Origin of the sequence: Corynebacterium marquesiae (assembly GCF_030229635.1) — a bacterium.
GTDB lineage: Bacteria > Actinomycetota > Actinomycetes > Mycobacteriales > Mycobacteriaceae > Corynebacterium > Corynebacterium marquesiae.
This window is the reverse complement of the sequence record NZ_JASPII010000001.1, coordinates 144886-165116: the sequence shown is the minus strand read 5'-3', so window position 1 is coordinate 165116 and position 20231 is coordinate 144886. Positions and strand designations below refer to the sequence as shown.

Sequence of the window (20231 nt, the reverse complement as noted above, 5' to 3'; positions counted from 1 at the left end):
TAGTACGATAAAACCCGTGCAAAATAATAGCGTGGCGCATCGCTTCATCTTCCTCGCCTTCGCAGGCCTATCGCTTCTGGTAGGCCTAGCTGCGGGCGCCACTCTATTGGGGTTGACCGCCACCCCCGGCGCGTCCTTTGCCGCCGACCACGGACCGCTCATGGTCTTCGGCTTCGTGGGCGGAGCCATCGGACTGGAGCGCACCGTCGCTGTGCGCACCTCGTGGGCATGGGCCGGGCCCGTATGCCACGTTGCCGGCGTGCTGGGCATTCTCGCCGGCCTGCCGCGTGCGGTCCCCGCAGTGTGTTTTGCCGCCAGCTTCCTTGTGCTTGGCTTCATTTACGCCACCATCTATCGCCGCCAGGCGAGCCTCGCGATCTTGGTGCAGGCAGCTGGCGTTATCGGGGGAGTAGCAGCCGCTGCACTGTGGGCCATGGGCCCCGGGTTCGCTGCGGCGATGCCGTTGTGTGTCCTCTACGCCGTGGCCACCATCATCGGCGAGCGCATGGAACTAGCGCGCGTCACCATGGCCGGAACCCGCGCCGAAAACCACCTGACCCTCCTAGTTCTGGGGCTGGCGGCGGCCAGCGTCATCTACGTGCTTGCCCCTGTGGTGGGCTATCGCGCCATGGGCTTGGTACTCATCGCCATCGCTGCGGCCACCGCGCGGGTAGACGTGGCCAAGAATCTGGTGCGCTCTCACGGCCTGCCGCGCTACTCGGCAGCGTGCATGTTGGCTAGCTATGGCTGGCTCGCCCTCGGCGGTTACCTCTGGCTGCTGCACGGACAGTCCACCGGCTTTGCCTATGATGCCTCAGTGCACGCCATCTTCTTGGGCTTTGTCATGTCCATGATTTTCGCGCACGCTCCTATCATCTTCACCTCCGTTATCCGCCGCCGATTGCCGTATCACCCGGTGCTCTATGTGCCGGTGGTGCTCTTACATGGCGGCCTCGCGTTGCGTCTCCTTGCCGATTGCGCCGAGCACACCACTGCCCTCCACACCGGCGGGGTGGTTACGATATTCGCAGTGTTAATTTTTCTCGCCTGCGGCATTGCCTTGACCGTAAAGGAGGCGCGACGTGCGCATTCATGACGTATCCCTGGCCCCGCGCGGCCGCTGGCATACCCTGAGCGCCGCCATCATTGGCTTGTGGATCTTTATTGGCCTCGGTCTGCTCATTGCGGGATCCTTGGGTGCTCCCGTGGTGTGGTGGGATATCATCCACCCCTTTACTATTGGCGCGCTGACCACGGCGATCATCGTCTTTTCCACCCATTTCACTGAGGCGTTGACCCGGACTGCGGGTGGGGACTATCGGGGCGTCGGCAGTCGCGTGGGCCTAGTGCAGCTCGGGCTAATCCTGCTGCTCATTGATAGGGCGGGCTATGACTGGGGCCCGCTTGCCGACGCCGCCTCTGCCCTCATCATCGCCGCCCTCACCTGGCACCTGTGGTTCGTCGCGCGGCGCCTACGCGGCTCATTGTCTGGTTCTTTTGCCGTGACCGTGCCTTTTTATATCGCGGCGGCCGTGTTCATGATTGCCTCCGTGGTGCTTGTCATCCTCAGCGGTAATGGGGTAGGCGAGTATTCCCTCCTCGTCAGCGCCCACTCGCGCGGCATGATCTGGGGCTTCGCGTGGCTTACCGTCATCGGCACGGTGGTCACGTTGCTCCCCACGCTATCGGCCACCGCGATATCGCCCACCGCCCGCGCGCGGTGTACTCGCGCGCTCATCGTGCACTGCGTTGGCCTGTCCTTGGCGATGGCGTTATACGCGGTGGGCCTTACCCGCGTCGCAGGCGTGGCCCAACTGCTCGTGGTCCTCGCGGCGGTGCTCGTCATCCAGCCGGTGCTTGCCACCGTCATGGGGCGCTCGCCGCGGCTGACCACCGCCACCGTGTCCGTTATCGCCGGCCTGGTGTGGATGCTGGCGCTGTGTGCCGGTGACGCCATTTCCGCAGCGGTGGGCGCCTACCCGCGCACCATCACGCTGGTTTTGCTGCCCGCCTTCCTCGGTGCCGGCCTCTTGCAGTTGGTTACCGGTGTCCTTCACCACTTGCTACCCATCCTTACCGGCGCACGCCCTAATAGCACCGAGCGCACCGGCTACGCCCGTCTGCTGCTCATCAACGTGGGCGGACTGCTGACATTGCTAGGCGCTACCGTGGCCGGGCTTATCATGATGGGGATAGGCCTTGCCACCAACGTTATTGCCGTCGGCCGAGCCATCTACCTACAGAAAAGACTGGAGAGTTAAATGCTGAGCGTTTCTTCCTCACAACCTGCGGAAAAACCCGCGCCGAAGGATTCATCGTGGGCCTCGTGGCTGCTCATCGGCATCGCGCTGGCGGCGGTCATCGCGCTCGCCGTGGTCAATTCCACCGGCAAGGGCACGGAGTCTGCCGCACCGGTATCCTCTGGCGAAACGCAGACCATTGACGTGGGCGTGGATGGTATGGCCTTTACCCCCTCGTCCATTGACATCGAGCCCGGCACCCACCTGGTGGTCAACTTCACCAACTCCGGCGACCAAGTCCATGACCTTAAGATTGGCGACGCCGAGACCGGCCGCGTCGACCCCGGCGAGACCGTTCAACTCGACGCCGGAGTCATCGACTCCTCCGTGGAAGGCTATTGCACCATCGCCGGCCACAAGATGCAGGGCATGACCTTCCAGGTCAACGTGGGAGACGGCGCCGCTGCAGGACATGACCATGCGGTGTCCTCAGCTAGCAATCCGCACGTAGACGTGCCAACTGCCGCCGAACTCGGCGCACAGCGCGACGATTTTTCCGCCTTTGACGCCACCTTGCAGCCGGCCGCTGAGACGAAGACGCACAAAGAGACCTGGACGATGACCGAGGAAGTCGTGGAGGTCGCCCCTGGCATCAAGCAGATGCGTTGGCTCTTCAACGGCCAAGCCCCGGGGCCCACCCTGCGTGGCAAGGTGGGCGATAAGTTCGAAATCACCATCAAGAACGAGGGCTCCATGGCCCACTCCATTGACTTCCACGCCGGCGAGGTCAACCCAGATAAGACCATGAAATCCATCCAGCCGGGCGAAGAATTGACCTACAAGTTCACCGCGAACCGCTCCGGCATCTGGATGTATCACTGCTCCACGATGCCCATGTCCCTTCACATCGCCAACGGCATGGCCGGCAATGTCATCATCGATCCGCCGAACCTCAAGCCCGTTGACGCGGAGTATAACTTCATGGCTACCGATGTCTTCCTGGGCGAGGAATCCACCGGCGCCGACGCCCAGCGCGTTGCCGACGGTCGTTTCGACCTGATGGCCTTCAATTACTACCCTGGCCAATATGACGCAGAGCCCATCAAAGCCAAGGTAGGCGATACCGTCCGCCTGTGGTTGACCAATTTAGGCCCCGACCAGCCGCTGAGCTTCCACGTTGTGGGCGAGCAATTCGATACTGCCTACAAGGAAGGCGCCTACCTCATCAAAAATGAGGACTCGACCGGCTCGCAAGCTCTGGACCTCCTCCCGGCGCAAGGAGGATTCGTCGAGATGACCTTCAACGAGCCCGGTACTTATTCCTTTGTCAATCACATCATGACTAACGCGGAGAAGGGCCAGCACGGCAAGTTCATCGTCACCGAGTAGTCCTCCCGCGGTTCGGCTCCTCTCGCCGCTCGGTCCTCCCGCCCTTCGCGCTCACCAGCGACCGTTCGTGGTCACATTTGGTGCCCACCGTGAGCGCGAAGGGAGGGGAGGCCGAGACTTCTTCCCTTGGCGCTCAGGTGAGTTAGGTCAGCGGCTGCCGGTGAGCGCGAAGGGCGGTGTGGGGAGGGAACGCAGGAAGCTCGCGCAGCTCCGAACGGGTGTCGTAGTCGCGTTCGGCGCCGGTGCCGGGAATCTCGATGAAGTCGGCGCCATGGATGAGGCGACGGACGGAGACGTTCCGAGCCGTAGGAAGGGAATCGAGCTGAGCTTGGAGCGCGGGAGCGCGCCAGAGGGAACACAGCGGCTGGAGGTAGCCGTCGGCGGCGCGGGTGAGTACGGCATCGGCCGTGGAGAAGGCGAGGGTCGAGCGCAGACGGGGAAGCAGTAGCGGCGAATCGGGGGCATCCACGGCGAAGAGGGCGAGCTCGGAGCAGTGGGATAACGCCTGGGCACCGGCCGCGATGCCGGCGACAGGACCACCGTAGAGCGGTGACTCGCACACCTGGGGCACGCCGAGGCGATGCGGGGAGACAACCACGGTCGGGGTGCCGTAGGGAAGCTGGGCGAGCAGGCGGTCGATAAAGCGCGTGCCGTGGACAAAAAGGGAGGCCTTATCGGCGCCGCCCATGCGCCTGCCGTGGCCGCCGGCGAGGATGACCGCGCCGAGCATTAGGACTCCGGGAGGGTGCGGGACCAGTCCCCGGAGCGGCCGCCGGATTTCGCCACGATTCCGCAGCGGCGGATATACGCGGAGCGGTCCACGCCCTTGACCATGTCGATGATGGCGAGCGCGGAAACGTTCACGGCAGTCAGAGCCTCCATTTCCACGCCGGTGCGGTCGGCGGTGCGGACGGTGGCGGAGATGGACACGTGGTCGTCGGCAAGCGTGAGCTCGACTGCGCAGCCGTGTACGCCGATGGTGTGTGCCAAGGGAAGTAGCTCGGGAACCTTCTTGGCGGCCGAAATGCCGGCGATGCGGGCAACGGCGAGGACATCGCCCTTGGGCACGGTGCCATCGCGCAAGGCGGTCATGACTTCCGGGGAACAGGCTACCTCGCCCTCAGCGGTGGCGGTGCGCACCGTGGGCTGCTTCTCGGTGACGTCGACCATGTAGGCGGCGCCGTCAGAGTTCAGGTGGGTAAATTCCATGGTTACTCCTTAATACAGATAAACGGTGATGTCCTCGCCCATGGCCGGCGGCGCGGAGTCAATGAGGCAATAGCCATTGGTGCCGGCCAGCGACACGATGCGGTGACTGCCGTGGGGCAGGTGCGAGGTGATGGCGGGCGCTGCCTGAAAGTCTACGGTGACGGGAACAATGGTCGGCCGTCCGCGGGAGGCGGGAAGGGGCGAATCCACCCGGGCGCGCAGGTTGACCCGCTGGCGTGGTGCGGGGTGTCCGGACAGTGCGGCGATAAGTGGCCGGGCATAGAGCTGGAAATCGACGAAGGCCGCTACGGGGTTGCCGGGCAAGCAAAGCACCGGGGTGTCATTCCACAGCGAGTAGCCCTGCGGGGCACCCGGGCGCTGATCGACGTGCCCGAACCACGCGGAATCCGTGCGCCCGAGTACGGTGTGGACGACGTCGAAGGCGCCGGCGGATACTCCACCTGAGGTGATGATGAGGTCGTGGGACGGGGCTAGCTCATCTAGTGCAGAGGCTAGGTCCGCAGGGGCATCGCCCACATGGACGTGTGTGTCTGCGCCACAGAGAGCGGCGAGCATCGGGCCATTGGAATCCGGTAGTTGGCCGGGGGCGAGCTCTACTGGGGAAGGGACGAGTTCTTCGCCGGAAGAAATGACCGCGATGCGCGGGCGCCGGTAGGCCGCGACGGAATATACGCCGGCGGAGGTGAGGGCGGCGATGACGGCGGCATCGATAAGCGTGCCGGCGGTGGCGACTGGCGCGCCGGGCTGGATGTCCTCGCCGGCGGGGCGGATGTGCGACTTGGCGGGGGCCTCCGTGATGGTGACCTCGTCCGGAAGTGCTACGGGGCCGGCCGGGGTGGTGGTGGTTTCGACTGGGACGACGAGCATCCCTGCGGTATCGGCCACGGGGGCGCCGGTCATGATGCGGACGGCGTGGCCGGCGGGCACATCGATGGGAGCCGCGCCGGCCGGTACATCGCCGGCGACGGGGAGGGTCCACGGTGCGGAGGAAGAAAGATCCGCGGCATGGACGAGGAAGCCATCCATCGCTGAATTGGCATGGGGTGGCACGGGAAAGCGCGCGGTGGCGTCGGCGGCGAGGATGCGGCCGATGAGGGAGGCATCGACTGGTGCGGACTCGGCCGGTGGCGTGGAAGCCAGCGCGAGTACGGCGTCGAGGTGCGCGGAGATGCTGCGGGGCGTGGACATAAGACTCAGGTTAGCCGCCGATGGCGGACATCGGGCGGTCTGGTTGGAGAAAGCCCTCGTCGTCGATGCCGTGACCGGGCTTTTTGCTCCACATTTCCCCGGCCCAAGCCTCCATGATGTCCTCATCGCTCGCGCCGGAGCGCAGCAGGTCTCGCAGTGGGGTTTCGGAATTGCCAAAGAGGCAATTGCGAATGGCGCCGTCGGTAGTAAGGCGGGTGCGGTCGCAATCGCCGCAGAAGGGGTGGGTGACCGAGGCAATGATGCCCAGCGTGCCGCGCGTGCCGTCCGGAGCGCTGACCTCCCATAGGGCGGCGGGGGCGGAACCGCGTGGTTCGCGTGCCGGCGCCATAGAAAAGTGGGTGCGCAGGCGGGCGAGGATATCCTCGGCCGTGACCATGTCCTCGCGGCGCCACTGCTCGCGGGGACCAAGCGGCATCTGCTCGATGAAGCGGAGCTGGGCGCCGTGGTGGACGGCATAGTCCGCCAGTGGAACGATGTCTTCTTCGTTGACCCCGGGCATGACTACGGCGTTGATCTTGATGGGATGCAGGCCCGCGGCATCCGCGGCGGCGATGGCCTGCAACACGTGGTCGAGCCGATCGCGGCGGGTGAGCGCGGCGTAGCGCTCACGGTCGATGGTGTCGAGCGAGATATTGATGCGGTCGAGCCCGGCCGCGGCGAGGGCGCCGGCGCGCTTTTCCAAACCGAGTCCGTTGGTGGTCAGCGCAGTGGATGGGGAGCGGCCTTGGTCGGTGCGCAGCTGTTTGGTCGCGGCAATAATTTTCTCCAGCGACTTGCGCAGCAGGGGCTCGCCGCCGGTAAAGCGCACTTGGCGGATGCCTAGCTTGCCGACGCCTATCCGGATCAGCCGGATGGTTTCCTCATCGCTCAAGGTTTGCTCTGTGGGCATCCACTCCAAACCTTCGGCCGGCATGCAATAGGTGCAACGCAGGTTGCAGCGATCCGTGAGGGAGACGCGCAGGTCACGGGCTTGGCGTCCATAGCGATCCAGCAGTGCGCGCGTGCCATCAGCGGCCGGTGCAGGTAGATCCGCCGGCGGTTTCGCTCGGCCTACGGTAGGGAGGGGCAAGGAAACCACGGGCTGCTGGGAGGAAGAGGTCATTGGTGCCAGTCTAAGAGAGGGGACGAGGTACACCAAGCTGCAACGGCGACTGACGCGAATTTATTCCTAGTTTTCCCGGCTTAAATCGGCGGCGCCGGTGACGTCGAGCCGCTGGGATTCACCCGGGCCCTTGAGCCGGATGATGTTGTACTCGCCCTCTGCCAGGTGGGCGCGCAAATCTTTCTTATCGAATTTGCCCACGGATGTCTTATCGATGGACTTCACAAAGGTCCAATACTCCGGCAGCATCCAGCTCGGCAGTTCCTTGCGCATGCTGGCGCGCAGGCGCTCCGCAGTCTCGATGGTGGGTGAGGCGCCCTCGGCCAATACGGTGACGGCGAGTGGGCGCTCGACCCATTGCTTATCGGGGTAGCCAATGACGGCGGCCTCGACGACAAGCTCGTCGGACATGATGAGGTTTTCTAGCTGCACGGAATAGATCCATTCGCCGCCGGAGCGAATGACATCGCGGGCGCGGTCCTCCACGGTAAGGAAGCCGTCCTTGGTAACAGAGCCGACGTCGCCAGTGCGCAGCCAGCCATCGGCGGTGAACTTATCCTCCGCGGCCTCGACTTGTTTGCCGCGGAATTCGGAGGCGATTTCGCCCGGCTCAGCGGTGGGCGAGTGGTAGTAGGAACCGGTGACCAGGTTACCGCGCACCTGCAGCTCGCCGGCATTGCGGTCGGTGCGAGCGACGACTTGCCCGTCGTTGACTACGCGGTATTCCAGTGAGGCGGGGATGCGGCCTTGGGATACGCGGTAGGCCCAGCGGGTATCGCCGGAGGCGCCCTGGGGCGGGCGGGCAACGCTGCCTACGGTGGAGGTTTCCACCATGCCCCACACGTGGACCACATCGACGCCGTAGCGCTCCTCCCACATCTTGATCAGCGTCGGCGGGACGGGGGAGCCGCCGGCGTAGATCTCGGTGAGCGTCATGCGCTCTGGTGGATGGTGCATGTAGTGGACAAAGAGCTGAATCCAAATGGTGGGCACGCCGTGTGCCACGCGCGGAGAGGTAGCGGCGATGGCTTTGGCTAGGGTGGGGGCGGACACATCGGCGTCGGGAAGCACCAGCGGGGTGCCCGTCATGAAACAGGTGAAGGGAACGCCCCAGCTGAGCACGTGGCAGATAGGAATGCAGCACAGGAAGGTCTCGCCGTGGGTAATGCACAGCGAGTCTGAGGAACGCAGCTGCATGGCCTCCAAATAGAGAGACCGGTGTGAATACAGCACTCCCTTGGGCGCGCCCGTGGTGCCCGTGGAATAGCACAGCGCCGCGGCCGTGCGCTCATCTAGTTCGGGCCAGTCATAGACGGTAGAGCGGCCGTCGATAAGAGCCTCATAGGAATACACCTCAACCCCGCGGGGGAAAAGGTGAGCAAACTGCTGCGCTGGTTGGGCGCCGGTGATGATGACGCTTCCCACGGAGTCGGTGCCCACGAGCACCTTGCCTAGCTGCTGCGCCAAGCGGGGATCGCACACGATGGCGGAGACTTCCGCATGGTTAATAATGTGGCGGATCTGGTCATTCATCAGCTGCTTATTCAGCGGGGCAAAAATCGCGCCCTTGCAGGCGGTGCCGAACATTACCTCCAAGTGCTCGGCGCAATTCCACATAAAGCTGCCCACGCGCTCATCGCTGGTGATGCCCAATTCATCGTGAATGGCGTGGGCGAACGCGGCGGCGCGGGCAGCGATATCGCGGAAGGTAACTTCCTCGGCCGGATCGAATTCTGAGCCGGTGCCCTCACCGTGCCAGGTGGTAACCGTGGTGTCCCCGTGTACCGAGGCACCGTATTCCAAAATGCGGGTCAGGGAGAGGGGGATATCCATCATCGTGGAAAGCATGCCTCTACTGTAGCGGTGTCATGGTGCGGGCGTTGCTCCCTATGCGTTATACTTGTTCGCGACTGGTAGGAAACCGGAAAATTTTAGCTCCCCTTTCCTATGCATTCGGGCCCAGAGAAGTAGTTTTGCCCGCAGTCGTTTCTTGATTTCTTCCGGTTCGTGCACTCGCTGTGCGAAGTCTCCACAAGGACACGGAAGAGGCCTCATACTTATTGCCCGGCAGGACGCGCATGCGCCTTGGCACGAGGGCGAGAAGTCCTAGAAAAATACACATTGGCTTCCAGTGCAACGCCGCGAGCATAGGCTGCGGCGGCTCCCGCATAATCGGACCTGGTCAAGCAACGAAAGGATATCCGTGAGCGAAACGGACAACACCGCAGCACAGGATCTTGCATCCCTGAAGCTGCCGGAATTGCGCAAAATGGCCGCAGAGCGCGGCCTACGTGGTGTCTCTGCCCTGCGCAAGGGGGATCTCATCACCGCCATCAAGACCGGACAGGTTCCGCCTAAGGCCAAGGCCAAGGTGGAAAAGGCCGTTCAGGTAGAAAAGGCGGAGAAGCCTGAGAAAGCAGATAAGCCGCGCAAAAAGGCGCAGGAAGATGCGCCGCAGAAGGCGGAAAAGCAGGAAGAATCCGGCGAGAAGCAGGATAACCGCCAGCAGAGCTCTGGCGAGGAGCAGCGCTATGAATCGCGCTCCCAGGCCCGCCGCGCTCGCCGCAACCGGGCCCGCCGCCAAGAGCGTCAGGAGCGCCAAGAACGGCAAGAGCGCGAGGAGCGCAACCGCAACGAGGAGCAGGGCGGCGCTAAGGACAACCGCGACAATAGCTCCCAGGATGGCTCCGATAATCAGGGCGAGAAGAATGACCGCGGCGATAATAAGCAGCGCGGCAACCGCCACGAGGACAACAATAACCACGAGCGCGGCAACCGCCGTGGGCGCCGCAATCGCCGCAACCGCCGCGGCCGCGGAAATAACAATGACAATAATGGCGGCAATGATTTGCAGGTCCGCGAGGGCGATGAGCTGCAGGCTGTCGGCGGCATCTTGGACGTCGTAGACAATAATGTCGCTTTCCTGCGCACCACGGGCTACCGCGCCGCGGCTTCCGACGTCTTTGTCAACAACGGCATCGTCCGCCGCCTAGGTCTGCGCTCTGGTGACGCCATTACCGGTCAGGTCAAGGTTTCCGGCCCGACGCATACGCACGGCAATGGCCGCAACCGCCGCAAGTACAATCAGCTGGTGCAGGTCGATACCGTCAACGGCATTGATCCGGAAGGCGCAAAGCAACGCCCGCACTTTAATAAGCTGACCCCGCTGTACCCGAATAAGCGCCTGCGTTTGGAAACGGATCCGAAGATCCTCACCACCCGCGTCATTGACCTCATCATGCCGATTGGTAAGGGCCAGCGCGCGCTTATCGTCTCCCCGCCAAAGGCCGGCAAGACGACGATTCTGCAGAATATCGCCAACGCGATTTCTACCAATAACCCGGAGTGCTACCTCATGGTCGTCCTCGTAGACGAGCGCCCTGAGGAAGTTACGGACATGCAACGCTCCGTCAACGGTGAGGTAATTGCCTCCACCTTTGACCGCCCGCCATCAGAGCACACCTCCGTGGCGGAGCTGGCTATCGAGCGCGCCAAGCGCCTGGTGGAGCAGGGCAAGGACGTCGTGGTCCTGCTGGATTCCATTACCCGCCTCGGCCGTGCTTATAACAATTCCTCCCCGGCTTCTGGCCGCATTCTCTCCGGCGGTGTGGACTCCAATGCGCTCTACCCGCCAAAGCGTTTCCTGGGTGCCGCCCGCAATATCGAAGAGGGTGGTTCGCTGACGATTATCGCCACCGCCATGGTGGAGACCGGCTCTACCGGCGATACCGTCATCTTCGAGGAATTCAAGGGCACGGGCAACGCCGAACTGAAGCTGGACCGTGGCATCTCTGAGCGTCGCGTCTTCCCGGCGGTGGACGTCAACCCGTCCGGTACTCGTAAGGACGAGCTGTTGCTCGTTCCAGAGGAAGCACGCATCATGACCAAGCTGCGTCGCATCCTCTCCGCCCTGGACTCCCACCAGGCCATTGACCTGCTCATTAAGCAGCTGAAGAAGACCCGCTCCAATGGCGAGTTCTTGATGCAGGTGGCCTCCTCGGCCCCGATGGCTGCGGATAAGGATGAAGAAGATTATGTCTAATCAGGTTTCGCTCGTTGATGACATCGTGTCCGAGTACCAAGGCATTGAGATGCAGATGGGCGATCCGGAGGTTGCCGGCGACCAGAAGCAATTCCGCAAGCTCTCCAAGCGCTACGCGGAACTGCGTCCCATCATCATGGTCAATGATGAGCTCACTCAGGCTCGCGAGGACCTCGCCGACGCCAAGGAGATGGCCTATGAGGACCATGACTTCCAGGAGGAAGCGGATCGCCTAGAAAAGTCCGTGGAGAGCTTGGAAGAAAAGCTCGCTGACCTGCTCGCGCCGCGCGATGAGCAGGATTCCGAGGACATCATTATGGAAATCAAGGCCGGCGCGGGCGGCGAAGAAGCGGCCCTCTTTGCCGGCGACTTGGCCCGCATGTACGAGCGTTATGCGGACAAGACGGGCTTTAATTGGGAGGTCTTGGGCCTCAATGAGTCCGATTTGGGCGGTGTGAAGGATATGACCATTTCCTTCCGCTCCAAGTCCCCGTCGCGCGATGGAGCCTGGTCCGTATTCAAGTTTGAGGGCGGCGTGCACCGCGTGCAGCGTGTTCCGGTTACCGAGTCCCAGGGTCGCATTCAGACCTCTGCCGCCGGCGTGCTGGTCTACCCGGAGCCGGAAGAGGTCGAGTCCGTCAATATCGATGACAAGGATATTCGCGTCGATGTCTACCGTTCTTCCGGTAAGGGCGGTCAGGGCGTGAACACCACCGACTCCGCGGTGCGTATTACCCACCTGCCTACTGGGCTTATCGTGACCTGCCAGAAGGAGCGTTCCCAGATTCAGAATAAGGCGCGTGCGCTGCAGGTTCTGCAGGCCCGTCTGGATCAAATGGAGCGCGAGGCGCGCGAGGCTGAGGCCGGCGAGCAGCGCGCCTCTCAGGTGCGCACCATGGACCGTTCCGAGCGCATCCGCACCTATAACTGGCCGGAAAACCGCATTACGGATCACCGCATTGGTTACAAGGCTAATAACTTGGATTCCGTGTTGAACGGTGACATGCATGACCTTATTAAGGCCCTGCAGGACCAAGAGCGCGCTGAGCGCCTCGAGGCCGAGGGGTAACTCAGCGTGGATAACACGTATGGACGGGCGCTGCGCCGCGGGGTGCAGCGCCTTCGTGCTGCCGGGGTGGCCAGCCCTGAATGGGATGCACGCATCATGGCCGCGCACCTAATCCACTGCGGCCACATGGATATCCCGCTCGATCAGTCTCCTATGCCCGGCTTCGACGTGGCCTTTGATGCACTGCTGCGCCGCCGGGAGGCCCGCGAGCCTTTGCAGTACGTACTAGGCAGCGCCTGGTTCGGCCCGCTGGAGCTCAAGGTGGGCCCGGGCGTGTTTATCCCGCGGCCGGAAACCGAGGTTATGGCGGACTGGGCGGTGCGCAATGCCGAAGGCCCGCGGCTGGTTGATTTGTGCACCGGCACGGGCGCGTTGGCGCTCTACCTCCACCACTATCTACCTGACGCGCAGGTGAAGGCAGTGGAGCTTGCCGACGCCGCCTTGGCCTACACTCAAGCCAATACCCATAACACCGGGGTAGAGGTCATCCAGGCTGACGCCACGGCCGACGATACCTTGGCGGACTGGAATGGGACCGTGGACCTCCTCGTGACTAACCCGCCCTATGTGCCGGAGACCCCGGATCTTGAACCGGAGGTATATCACGACCCGCATAACGCGGTCTTCGCCGGGGCGGATGGGATGGGGGTCATCACCGGCCTTATCCCGACCATTGCGCGCCTTGTGCGCCCAGGCGGCAAGGCGGCCATCGAACACGACGATTCCACGAGCGAGGCCGTACAATCCGCATTGGCCCGACACGGCGGCTTTAAACAGATCGCCCCGCTGCAAGACCTGACGGGAACGCCCCGGTTTGTCACTGCGGTGCGCGGGGTAGACTAAGACACCATTGAGGGCAAGAAGGGGAAAAGATTATGCAAGGAAAGATTTTTAACTGCGCCAACGATGCCGAGCGCGAAGAGGGCATGAACATTGCGGTCAAGGCTGCGCAATCCGGTCGCCTTGTGGTCATGCCCACCGATACGCTCTATGGCCTCGGCTGCGATGCCTTTGATAACGATGCCGTAGCCAACCTCTTGGCCACCAAGCAACGCGGCCCGGATATGCCGGTGCCGGTATTGGTGGGTTCCTGGGATACCGTTCGCGGTCTGGTTGCTTCCTATACCGATACCGCGCGTGACTTGGTGGAGGCCTTCTGGCCCGGTGGTCTGTCCATCGTCGTTCCGCAAGCGCCGTCGCTGCCGTGGAACCTCGGCGATACCCGCGGCACCGTGATGCTGCGCATGCCATTGCACCCCATTGCCATCGAGTTGCTGCGCGAGGTTGGCCCCATGGCAGTGTCCTCCGCCAATATTTCTGGCCACCAGCCGCCGACCACGGCACTTATGGCCAAGCAGCAGCTTGGTAAAGCCGTGACGGTTTACTTGGATGCGGGAGAGACGGCCGTCGGCAAGCCGTCGACCATCATTGATCTCTCCGGCGAGCGCCCGTACCTGCTGCGCGAAGGAGCGCTCTCGGCCGAGGAAATCGGCGAGGTTATTGGCGTCGACGCGCAGACCCTGCGAACCCGCCCACAGGCTTAAGGGGGAATTCGCGTGAGCGGCAGTGGTGTCCCGCTGCGCGAGCTGGCCCTCGTCATCCTCGTCGCAGCAGCATTTACGTATCTCACCACCGGTGTGGTGCGCTCCTTTTTGGTGCGCACCGGCCGCGTGGCGGAGATTCGACTGCGCGACGCCCACACACAGCCCACCCCGCGCATGGGTGGGGTGGCCATGTTTACCGGCTTCGTGGCGGCGATATTCCTCGCAGCCCAGCTTCCAGCCTTGACTCGGGGCTTTATGCCCGTCACTCCGGAGATGAATGCGGTGCTCTGGGCGGCCTTGGCACTCGTGCTCGTCGGAGTGGTTGATGACTTGGTGGAACTGAGTGCCATAGTGAAGCTTTTTGGTCAGCTCTTTGCGGCCACCTTGATGAGCGGGCTGGGCCTTACCTGGACGCTGCTTTTCATTCCTTTTGGCGGCGGTACCACGGTCGTCCTCGACCAATTGCAAAGTACCCTGCTTACCGCATTCTTTACCGTTCTGCTCATCAATGCCATTAACTTTGTTGACGGCCTCGATGGTCTAGCGGCAGGCCTTGGCATGATTGCGGGCGGGGCAATTCTGGTATTTTCTTTGACGGTTCTCCACGACCAAGGCGGTGCAGTCTCGGCCTACCCACCGGCCATTATCAGCGCTGCCCTGGTGGGAATGTGCGCTGGATTCTTGCCGCATAACTTCGAACCGTCTCGCATCTTCATGGGCGATTCTGGCTCGATGCTTATTGGTCTTTTGCTCGCTGCGGCCTCGACTTCCGCGTCTGGCAAGATTAACATGTCGCTTTATGGCACGGTGGACATTGTCGCCTTGATGTCGCCCATCATTGTGGTGGTCGCAGCAGTGTTTATTCCAGTCCTAGACCTTGTCTGGGCGGTGATTCGCCGTCTGTCTCAAGGGCGCTCGCCGTTTGCTGCAGATAAGGCGCACATCCATCACCGCCTACTCTCGCTCGGCCATACTCACCGCCGGACTGTGCTGGTCCTTTACCTGTGGGTCTCCGCCGTGGCCTTCGGCGCGGTGTCCTTTTCCATCGTGCCCGCGCCGGTGGCCATCGGCGTCACCATCGTTGCCTTGGTCCTTGCGTTTGCGGCGACCCTGGTACCTTTGCGGCAAGGAAAGATTGGCCCCGCTGTGCGGGAGACTGTCGTGGTGAAGGAATCCGAGCCCACGTGAGGTAGGGTGTGTAGCCGTGAGTGAAGCACAAGCGACTACGCAACCCTCGGAATTTGATGACCACCGCCGTCCTATGCAAAGGGCGGTCAAGCTGGGTGGTCTTGCCCTGCTGGTTATTACGGTGGTCTCCTTAGCCGTTTGGGGCGGTATCAGTGGCCTGCCCGGTATTTGGGGAGTCCTAGTCGGTGCCGCTATCGGTGGCGGCTTCGTCTTATTTACCGCCTTGTCGGTCCTGCTGACTGCCAATACCACTCCTGCCAACACCATGGCCGTGGTGCTGGGCGGTTGGCTGCTCAAGGTCATCGTCTTGGTCATGGTGCTTCTCGTAATCCGAGATATGGATTTCTATGACAACGTGGCGCTGTTCGTGACCGTGATGCTGGCCCTTTTTGCCACTTTGGGCACGGAGGTATGGGCCGTCGTTACCTCGCGGGTCACCTACGTCTCGTAGCAGGCAAGTGGCCTTTGTACGGGCCCACCGCTTTTCCTTAAGGAAAGGTGGTGGGCCCTTTTGCTCTGTGTGCATGCAATCGTTTCTGTTGGGGTTACCCCCGTCAAGGTGGGGAAATAGGCCAGTGTGATGAACTCCACGTAGCAGGATTTCGGCAGAATGTGGCCTTTTTGTTGTGAATTTGTGGCGGAATTGAGCCTGCAGTGGCGAAACTAGGGCCGTTAGTGGCCCCCCACGTGCGAAAACTCTTGATCTAACTGATACGCTTTTCTTCGGGTTACCGCGGGCTAGCGCAAAAGCTGGCTTTCGCAGCGGTGAATCCCTGTCTTGCGCACGCTGATGTGCGACGGAGTCCGTGTGTGAGGCAGAGAGTTTGAGACGTCCATCGCACCACACGGCCTTCGACAAGCTGTGTGGCCCGAACACGGGAGAGAACGCTGAGCGTTACAACATTGGCCATGAAGGGTAGCTTCCACGCACCCGAACTGGACCCAGAATTTTTCCCGGGGCACGTAACCGAAGATGGCGGAGTCGTTGACCTCTGGTTGAGCGATTTTGCCAACGGTTGGTTCGCTTTGGATCGCATCATGCTCGTTCGCCTTCTGATGGCGGCCGTGCTGGTGCTCCTATTTGTTGTCGCCTTCAGGAACCCCAAGCTGGTTCCTAAAGGAATTCAAAACGTAGGCGAGCATGCGATTGACTTCGTGCGAGTTCAGATCGCAGAAGACATCTTGGGCAAGAAGGAAGGACGTCGCTTCCTTCCACTTTTGGCCTCTATCTTCTTTGCAGTTTTGTTCTGGAACCTCACAACTATTGTGCCGGGTCTGAACATTTCTCCGAACGCCCGTATCGGTATGCCAATCGTCTTGGCAGCTGTTGCGTATATCGCCATGATTTACGCCGGCGCTAAGCGCTATGGCTTTGGCAAGTTCATCAAGTCCTCGGTGGTTATTCCTAACCTGCCGCCGGCCTTGCACATTCTTGTCGTGCCGATTGAGGCATTCTCTACGTTTGTTATGCGCCCAGTCACCCTGGCTCTTCGTCTTATGGCGAACTTCCTGGCTGGCCACCTCATTTTGGTCCTGTTGTACTCGGCTACGAACTTCTTCTTCTTCCAGTTCAACGCCTGGACCGCAGTGGGTGGCTTGACCCTGGTCGCAGCGGTTCTGTTCACGCTTTACGAGCTTATCGTCATCTTCCTGCAGGCATACATCTTTGCCCTGCTGACGGCGGTATACATCGAATTGTCGTTGCATGCAGATTCGCACTAACAACAACGCGAACCTCGCGGTTAACTAAATACCCCAAAATCAAACCAACACCGCCCCGCAGGACACTCCCGCGGGATATACATTGAAAGGGAACGACTTTCACATGAACGAGATCATCCTGGCTCAGGACGCAGCAACCACCTCCTTCGACGGCCTTCAGTCCCTCGGCTACGGCCTGGCCACCATCGGCCCGGGCCTGGGCATCGGCATCCTCGTTGGCAAGACCGTTGAGGGCATGGCACGCCAGCCTGAGATGGCCGGCCAGCTGCGTACCACCATGTTCCTGGGTATCGCCTTCGTTGAGGCACTTGCCCTCATCGGCCTCGTTGCAGGCTTCCTGTTCTAAAGAACGCTTTACACAAGTAAATCGAACTTTAAGAACGGAGTCCCATGAACAACGTCATTTACTACCTTGCAGCAGAAGGAAGTGAGCACCTGCCGCTGGAGAGCGGCAACTCCATCCTCCTGCCCAAGATGTACGACTTAGTCTGGTCAATCATTCCGTTCGCCATCATCTTGCTGATTTTCGCGAAGTTCGTTCTTCCGAAGTACAGCCAGATGCTGCAGGAGCGTGAAGACCGGATCGAGGGCGGCTTGAAGCGTGCCAAGGCTCAGCAGGCCGAGGCTAAGGCTGCTCTGGAAAAGTACAATGCTCAGCTGGCCGATGCCCGTGCAGAGGCAGCCGAGATCCGCGAGCAGGCGCGCGAGCGCGGTAAGCAGATTGAGGCCGAGGCTAAGACCAACGCGGAAGAAGAGTCCCGCCGCATCGTCGCCAATGGCGAGAAGCAGCTGGAGGCTTCCCGCTCGCAGGTTGTTACTGAGCTGCGTTCCGAAATGGGCCAGAACTCCATCAACCTGGCGGAGAAGATTCTGGGCGGCGAGCTTTCCGACGCCTCTAAGAAGTCCTCCACCATTGATGGCTTCTTGTCCGAGCTCGACTCTGTGGCACCGGCCGGAAAGTAGGCAACTATGAAGGCAGCTAGCCGCGAAGCACTCGCAACCTCACAAACCCGCTTGGATGAGATCCTGGGAGGCGACAACAATGTCGCGACCGCCGCGCAGGCGGGCCTGGATATCTTCGAGGTTGTCGATGTCTTGGATGCAGACCGCGAATTGCGCGTCGCATTCACCGATATCGCCGCCCCGAGCGAGGCACGCAAGTCCCTGGCTGAGACCCTGTTTGGCTCCAAGATTTCCGATGGCGCATTGCGCATCATCCAGGAAGCTGCGGCCGCACAGTGGTCCACCCCGAAGGACTTTGTCAAGGGCTTGGTGTCCCTGGGCCGCCGCGCACTGCTGCGTGGTGCTGAGGCGCAGGGTCAGCTGGGCCAGGTAGAAGACGAGCTCTTCCGCCTGTCCCAGATTCTTGACCGTGAGGGCGAGCTCACCCAGCTGCTTTCCGACCGAACTGCTGATTCCGCCCGCAAGCGCGGATTGCTGGCAAACGTGCTCTACGGCAAGGTCACGATGTTTACTGAGGCCCTGGTGCTTCAGTCCATCTCCCGCCCAGAGCAGAACCCGATCGATGACGTAGCCGCTCTGGCTGATTCTGCAGCTGACCTGCAGGACCGGACCATTGCGCGCGTTACCGCAGCGGGTGAACTAAACGAAGGTCAGCAAGCAGTACTCGCTGAGAAGCTGGGCAAAATTTATGGTCGTGCGATGTCCATTCACTCTGAGGTTGACACCAGCCTCCTCGGTGGCATGCGCATCCGCGTCGGCGATGAAGTCATTGATGGCTCCACGGCAGGCAAGATTGCCCGCCTGCGTGCCCAGATGGCGTAGCCGAAACGACAGAAACGATTTAAGTAAGTGCTGGAAGATACTACCGAGAGCAGGAAGAACATGGCGGAGCTGACGATCTCCTCCGACGAGATCCGTAGTGCGATTGCGAACTACACCTCGAGCTACTCCGCGGAGGCCTCCCGTGAGGAGGTCGGCGTGGTCATTTCGGCAGCTGACGGTATTGCGCAGGTTTCTGGCCTGCCGTCCGTTATGGCGAATGAGCTGCTCGAGTTCCCAGGCGGCGTGATTGGCGTCGCACAGAACCTTGACACTAACTCGATCGGTGTCGTGGTCCTGGGCAACTTCGAGTCCCTCAAGGAGGGCGACGAGGTTAAGAGGACCGGCGAGGTTCTCTCCATCCCAGTGGGCGAGGAATTCCTCGGCCGCGTAATTAACCCATTGGGTCAGCCGATCGACGGCATGGGCCCAATCAACGCTGAAGAGGAGCGCGTCCTCGAGCTGCAGGCACCATCCGTGCTGCAGCGCCAGCCGGTTGAAGAGCCAATGCAGACCGGCATCAAGGCTATCGACGCAATGACCCCGATCGGCCGCGGCCAGCGCCAGCTGGTCATCGGTGACCGTAAGACCGGTAAGACCGCGGTCTGCATCGATACCATTTTGAACCAGAAGGCTAACTGGGAGTCCGGCGACAAGGACAAGCAGGTACGCTGCATCTACGTCGCTATCGGCCAGAAGGGCTCGACCATCGCTGGTGTGCGTCGCACCCTTGAGGAGCACGGTGCACTGGATTACACCACCATCGTGGCCGCACCGGCTTCCGATTCCGCCGGCTTCAAGTGGCTAGCGCCGTTCTCCGGTGCAGCGCTGGGCCAGCACTGGATGTACCAGGGCAACCACGTCTTGGTAATCTACGATGACTTGACCAAGCAGGCTGAGGCCTACCGTGCCATTTCCTTGCTGCTGCGCCGTCCGCCGGGACGCGAGGCATACCCAGGCGATGTGTTCTACCTGCACTCCCGCCTGCTGGAGCGTGCTGCAAAGCTTTCCGACGACATGGGTGCCGGCTCCATGACCGCCCTGCCGATCATCGAGACCAAGGCAAACGACGTCGGCGCCTTCATTCCGACTAACGTCATTTCCATTACTGACGGCCAGGTCTTCTTGGAGTCCGACCTGTTCAACCAGGGCGTTCGCCCGGCTATTAACGTCGGTGTTTCCGTCTCCCGTGTCGGTGGCGCTGCACAGACCAAGGGCATGAAGAAGGTCGCCGGTAACCTGCGTCTGGACCTGGCTTCCTACCGTGACCTGCAGGCCTTCGCGGCATTCGCATCTGACCTTGATGCTGCCTCCAAGGCTCAGTTGGAGCGCGGTTCCCGTCTGGTCGAGCTGCTGAAGCAGTCGGAGTCCTCCCCGCAGCCGGTGGAGTACCAGATGGTGTCCATCTACCTCGCCGAGGCTGGCATCTTCGACGTCGTTCCCGTTGAAGACGTCCGCCGCTTCGAGGACGAGGTGCACGAGTACCTCAATGCCAATACCCCAGAGGTCTTTGAGCAGATTTCCGGCGGCAAGCCGCTGACCGATGAGTCCAAGGACGCATTGGTTGCGGCAGCTAAGGACTTCCAGCCGACCTTCCGCACCTCCGAGGGCCACAACCTAGGCTCCGAGGCGCCGGTAGAGCCGTTGGATGAAAGCGACGTAAAGAACACCGAGCTCAACGTCTCCCGCAAGACGGCTAAGTAGAGTTCAGAAC

General features: G+C 61.7%; 19 protein-coding genes. 14 read left to right on the top strand and 5 right to left on the bottom strand.

Translation table 11 applies throughout. The annotated features are described in order from the left end of the window. The first annotated feature begins 16 nt into the window (after window positions 1-16). From QP971_RS00765 to QP971_RS00755, 3 genes are read left to right on the top strand one after another with little or no spacing between them, the layout of a single operon-like run. Window positions 17-1096 carry a DUF8744 domain-containing protein gene (locus QP971_RS00765; RefSeq protein ID WP_284810535.1) on the top strand — a complete coding sequence of 360 codons (1080 nt, stop codon included), beginning with the start codon at window positions 17-19 and terminating at the stop codon, window positions 1094-1096. Continuing rightward, window positions 1083-2261, top strand: coding sequence for a beta-carotene 15,15'-monooxygenase (locus QP971_RS00760; protein ID WP_284810533.1), 1179 nt, complete (start codon window positions 1083-1085; stop codon window positions 2259-2261). Before QP971_RS00765 ends, QP971_RS00760 begins: the two co-directional genes overlap by 14 nt. After that, window positions 2262-3629 carry a multicopper oxidase domain-containing protein gene (locus QP971_RS00755; protein WP_284810532.1) on the top strand — a complete coding sequence of 456 codons (1368 nt, stop codon included), beginning with the start codon at window positions 2262-2264 and terminating at the stop codon, window positions 3627-3629. Between the two features lie 142 nt (window positions 3630-3771). Here the strand turns inward: QP971_RS00755 and mobA are convergent, their stop codons facing one another. The 5 genes from mobA to QP971_RS00730 form a co-directional block, all read right to left on the bottom strand. After that, window positions 3772-4359: a molybdenum cofactor guanylyltransferase gene (gene mobA, locus QP971_RS00750; RefSeq protein ID WP_284810531.1), complete on the bottom strand. Its 588-nt coding sequence runs from the start codon at window positions 4357-4359 to the stop codon at window positions 3772-3774. Then, on the bottom strand, window positions 4359-4838 hold the full coding sequence (moaC, locus tag QP971_RS00745) for a cyclic pyranopterin monophosphate synthase MoaC (protein ID WP_198492889.1): 480 nt from the start codon (window positions 4836-4838) through the stop codon (window positions 4359-4361). The genes mobA and moaC overlap by 1 nt, the downstream gene beginning before the upstream one ends. Window positions 4839-4847: 9 nt before the next feature. Further along, on the bottom strand, window positions 4848-6047 hold the full coding sequence (locus tag QP971_RS00740) for a molybdopterin molybdotransferase MoeA (RefSeq protein ID WP_284810530.1): 1200 nt from the start codon (window positions 6045-6047) through the stop codon (window positions 4848-4850). 10 nt (window positions 6048-6057) lie between these two features. Next, window positions 6058-7170: a GTP 3',8-cyclase MoaA gene (moaA, locus tag QP971_RS00735; protein ID WP_284810529.1), complete on the bottom strand. Its 1113-nt coding sequence runs from the start codon at window positions 7168-7170 to the stop codon at window positions 6058-6060. A gap of 66 nt (window positions 7171-7236) precedes the next feature. Continuing rightward, window positions 7237-9018 carry a long-chain fatty-acid--CoA ligase gene (locus tag QP971_RS00730; protein WP_284786662.1) on the bottom strand — a complete coding sequence of 594 codons (1782 nt, stop codon included), beginning with the start codon at window positions 9016-9018 and terminating at the stop codon, window positions 7237-7239. A 355-nt stretch (window positions 9019-9373) separates the two neighbouring features. Between QP971_RS00730 and rho the strand changes: the two genes are divergently transcribed. The 11 genes from rho to atpA all read left to right on the top strand — a co-directional run bounded on the left by rho (window position 9374) and on the right by atpA (window position 20221). Beyond that, the gene (gene rho, locus QP971_RS00725; protein WP_284810528.1) at window positions 9374-11212 is read left to right on the top strand and encodes a transcription termination factor Rho; all 1839 of its coding nucleotides are present in this window, start codon (window positions 9374-9376) and stop codon (window positions 11210-11212) included. Then, window positions 11205-12281 carry a peptide chain release factor 1 gene (gene prfA / locus QP971_RS00720; protein WP_023021759.1) on the top strand — a complete coding sequence of 359 codons (1077 nt, stop codon included), beginning with the start codon at window positions 11205-11207 and terminating at the stop codon, window positions 12279-12281. Before rho ends, prfA begins: the two co-directional genes overlap by 8 nt. Window positions 12282-12287: 6 nt before the next feature. Continuing rightward, window positions 12288-13124, top strand: a complete 837-nt coding sequence (gene prmC / locus QP971_RS00715) for a peptide chain release factor N(5)-glutamine methyltransferase (RefSeq protein WP_269953381.1) — start codon at window positions 12288-12290, stop codon at window positions 13122-13124. Window positions 13125-13156: 32 nt separating this feature from the next. Continuing rightward, a complete protein-coding gene (locus tag QP971_RS00710) occupies window positions 13157-13825 on the top strand; it encodes an L-threonylcarbamoyladenylate synthase (RefSeq protein ID WP_049378377.1) in 669 nt (222 codons plus the stop codon). 12 nt (window positions 13826-13837) lie between these two features. After that, a complete protein-coding gene (locus tag QP971_RS00705) occupies window positions 13838-15013 on the top strand; it encodes an MraY family glycosyltransferase (protein ID WP_269953382.1) in 1176 nt (391 codons plus the stop codon). Window positions 15014-15086: 73 nt separating this feature from the next. Next, a complete protein-coding gene (locus QP971_RS00700; protein ID WP_269953440.1) occupies window positions 15087-15464 on the top strand; it encodes a Cg1360 family ATP-synthase-associated protein in 378 nt (125 codons plus the stop codon). A gap of 458 nt (window positions 15465-15922) precedes the next feature. Then, entirely contained in the window at window positions 15923-16735 is an 813-nt protein-coding gene (atpB, locus tag QP971_RS00695) for a F0F1 ATP synthase subunit A (RefSeq protein WP_049378380.1), read from the top strand. Window positions 16736-16838: 103 nt separating this feature from the next. Further along, complete coding sequence (locus QP971_RS00690; RefSeq protein ID WP_049361381.1) at window positions 16839-17081, top strand: ATP synthase F0 subunit C; 243 nt, start codon at window positions 16839-16841, stop codon at window positions 17079-17081. Window positions 17082-17125: 44 nt separating this feature from the next. Beyond that, complete coding sequence (locus QP971_RS00685; RefSeq protein WP_049361380.1) at window positions 17126-17698, top strand: F0F1 ATP synthase subunit B; 573 nt, start codon at window positions 17126-17128, stop codon at window positions 17696-17698. Window positions 17699-17704: 6 nt separating this feature from the next. After that, entirely contained in the window at window positions 17705-18520 is an 816-nt protein-coding gene (locus QP971_RS00680) for a F0F1 ATP synthase subunit delta (protein WP_284810526.1), read from the top strand. Between the two features lie 60 nt (window positions 18521-18580). After that, on the top strand, window positions 18581-20221 hold the full coding sequence (gene atpA / locus QP971_RS00675; RefSeq protein WP_023021750.1) for a F0F1 ATP synthase subunit alpha: 1641 nt from the start codon (window positions 18581-18583) through the stop codon (window positions 20219-20221). Window positions 20222-20231 lie beyond the last annotated feature (10 nt).